General features: G+C 62.3%; 1 protein-coding gene. It reads right to left on the reverse strand.

Features of this window, described 5'->3' with window-relative positions; translation table 11 throughout:
* A partial coding sequence (gene rpoC, locus QZL67_RS00005; protein ID WP_292919550.1) for a DNA-directed RNA polymerase subunit beta' occupies positions 1 to 3,413 on the reverse strand: 3,413 nt, incomplete at both ends.

Here is a 3,413-nt window from a genome sequence, read left to right on the forward strand (position 1 = left end):
TCGCTCTTGCCCTTGATGGCAGCCTCGGTCAGGACCTTGGTGGTCTCCTGGAAGGAGGCGGCGGAGAGGAAGGAGTCGGTGGCCAGAGACGCCTTGGTGATGCCCATCAGCAGCTGAGTGCCGACAGCATGGCGCAGGGGCTCGCCGTTTTCCTGCCGCTCACCGGCAGCGTTGCGGCGGTCGATCTCCTCGTTGGCGTCATCCAGTTCCAGAACGTCCACCATGGAACCGTCCAGCAGCTTGGTATCGCCGGCGTCCTCCAGACGGACCTTGCGCATCATCTGACGGACGATGACCTCAATGTGCTTATCGTTGATGTCAACGCCCTGCTGACGGTACACGCGCAGAACTTCCTGGATGAGGTAGTTATACACGGCGTCGGCGCCGCGGATGCGGAGCACGTCGTGGGGGTTGAGGGCGCCGTAGGTCAGCTGGGTACCAGCCTCCACCACGTCTCCGTCCTTCACCTGAAGTCCGGTGTGAGGCACCGCATACGTGCGGGTGTCGCCGTCGGGAGCGGTGATGACGATGTTCAGGAGGCTGCCCTTGGTAGTCTCCTCGAACTTGACGGTACCGCCGATCTCCGCCAGAGTAGCCATCCGCTTGGGCTTGCGGGCCTCAAACAGTTCTTCCACTCGGGGAAGGCCCTGGGTGATGTCGCCGCCGGCCAGACCGCCGGTGTGGAACGTACGCATGGTCAGCTGCGTGCCGGGCTCGCCGATGGACTGAGCGGCGATGATGCCGACTGCCTCGCCGGGGCCAACAGGCTGCTGCGTGGCCAGGTTCATGCCGTAGCATTTGGCGCACACGCCGCTGTGGGCCTTGCAGGTCAGGACCGTGCGGATCATGACAGTGGGCTTGCTGTCGTCGCCGGCGTTGGGATCAAAGGAGCAGAAATCGCCCTCCCTCGGGTTCTTCTGGACCCACTTGTGGCTCTCCATGATCTTGGCGTCGTTCTCGTCCATCATCTTGGTGTTGGACACCAGCACCTCGCCGGTCTCGGCATCCACCACATCGCCCACCAGGAAACGGCCCCGGACACGGTCGGAGAACTTCTCGATGACCTGGCCGTTTTCGCTGATCTCGGAAACCTTGATGCCGTGGGTCACATGGCAGTCCTCCTCCCGGATGATGACATCCTGGGAGACATCCACCATTCGGCGGGTCAGGTAACCAGAGTCTGCGGTACGCAGTGCCGTATCGGCCAGGCCCTTACGGGCGCCACGGCTGGAGATGAAGTACTCCAGGGCGGTCAGGCCTTCGCGGTAGTTTGCCTTGATGGGGATCTCGATGGTCTTACCGGCAGTGTTGGCGATCAGGCCGCGCATACCGGCCAGCTGACGGATCTGCTTCATAGAACCACGGGCGCCGGAGTCTGCCATCATGAAGATGGGGTTGTAACGGTCCAGGTTCTTCTGCAGGGCATCGGAGACATCGTTGGTGGTCTTTTCCCAGACCTGCACCACCTGCTTGTAACGCTCGTGGTCGGTCATGAAGCCCATCTTGTACTGGTTTTCGATGTCCAGAACCTTCTGCTCGGACTCAGCAACCAGCTCGTACTTCTTGGGGGGCACCGTCATATCCGCGATGGAGACGGTGATGGCCGCCAGCGTGGAGTGCTTGTAGCCGGTGGCCTTGATGGCGTCCAGCACCTCGGCGGCAATGGTAAAGCCATGCTTGTTGATGGTGCGGTCCACGATCTGGCCCAGCTGCTTCTTGCCGCAGGTAAAAGTGATCTCGTAATCGCAGACGTGGGCGGGATCGGTGCGGTCCACAAAGCCCAGGTCCTGGGGGATGTTCTGGTTGAAGATGATGCGGCCGGGAGTGACCTCCACCACCTTGGTGTGCTCCACGCCGTCCACAGTCAGCGTCCGCCGGACGCCGATGGGGCAGTGGGGCCCGATGACATGGTCGTTGTAGGCCATGAGGGCCTCTTCTTCGCTGGCGTAGTAGTGCAGAGGCTTGTAAGTGGCCTGCTGCTTGCCCTCGGCCTTGGCCTTCTCATTTTCAGCCAGGAACTCCTCAGCGTCCACCACGGACTGGGCGGTGAGGGCCGTGTCGCCGGCATCCTCGCACCAGATGGTCTCGGCGCCCTTTTCGGCCTTGCCCATGCGGTCCATGGTCAGGTAGTAGGAGCCCAGCACCATGTCCTGGGTGGGGACGGTGACGGGGCCGCCGTCCTGAGGACGCAGCAGGTTGTTGGCGGAGAGCATCAGAATCCGGGCCTCAGCCTGGGCCTCGGCGCTCAGAGGCACGTGAATGGCCATCTGGTCGCCGTCGAAGTCGGCGTTGAAGGCGGTGCAGTTCAGGGGGTGCAGCTTCAAGGCGCGGCCGTCCACCAGCACCGGCTCGAAAGCCTGGATGCCCAGGCGGTGCAGCGTCGGGGCACGGTTGAGCATGACGGGGTGATCCTTGATGATGACGTCCAGGGCATCCCAAACCTCGGTAACGCCCTTGTCCACCATCTTCTTGGCGGACTTGATGTTGTTGGCGGTGCCGTCCTCCACCAGCTTCTTCATGATGAAGGGGCGGAACAGCTCCAGGGCCATCTCCTTGGGCACGCCGCACTGATAGATCTTCAGCTCGGGGCCGACCACGATAACGCTACGACCGGAGTAGTCCACGCGCTTGCCCAGCAGGTTCTGACGGAAACGCCCCTGCTTGCCCTTGAGCAGGTCGCTCAGGGACTTGAGGGCGCGGTTGTTGGCTCCGGTGACGGCACGGCCGCGGCGACCGTTGTCGATCAGGGCATCCACCGCCTCCTGGAGCATCCGCTTTTCGTTGCGGACGATGATGTCGGGGGCATTGAGCTGGATGAGACGCTTGAGGCGGTTGTTGCGGTTGATGACCCGGCGATAGAGATCATTCAGGTCAGACGTTGCGAACCGGCCGCCGTCCAGCTGCACCATGGGGCGCAGCTCAGGCGGGATCACGGGCAGCACGTCAATGATCATCCACTCAGGCTTATTGCCGGAGAGGCGGAAGGCGTCCACCACTTCCAGGCGCTTAACGATCCGGGCCTTCTTCTGGCCGGAGGCATCCTTCAGCTCAGCGTGGAGCTGGCGGGACAGGCTCTCCAGATCCACATCCTGGAGAAGCTTCTTCACGGCCTCGGCACCCATGCCGGCCTGGAAATCATCCTCATATTTCTCCCGATAATCCCGGTACTCCTTCTCGGAGAGGATCTGATTCTTCATCAGCGGGGTCTCACCGGGATCGGTGACGATATAGTTGGCAAAGTACAGCACCTTCTCCAGGATGCGGGGGCTGATGTCCAGCAGCAGACCCATCCGGGAGGGGATTCCCTTGAAGTACCAGATGTGGGAGACGGGAGTGGCCAGCTCGATGTGGCCCATCCGCTCCCGGCGCACCTTGGCCCGGGTGACTTCCACGCCGCAGCGGTCGCAGATCTT

Origin of the sequence: Oscillibacter sp. CAG:155 (genome assembly GCA_000436875.1) — a bacterium.
In the GTDB taxonomy this organism is placed as follows: domain Bacteria; phylum Bacillota; class Clostridia; order Oscillospirales; family Oscillospiraceae; genus Oscillibacter.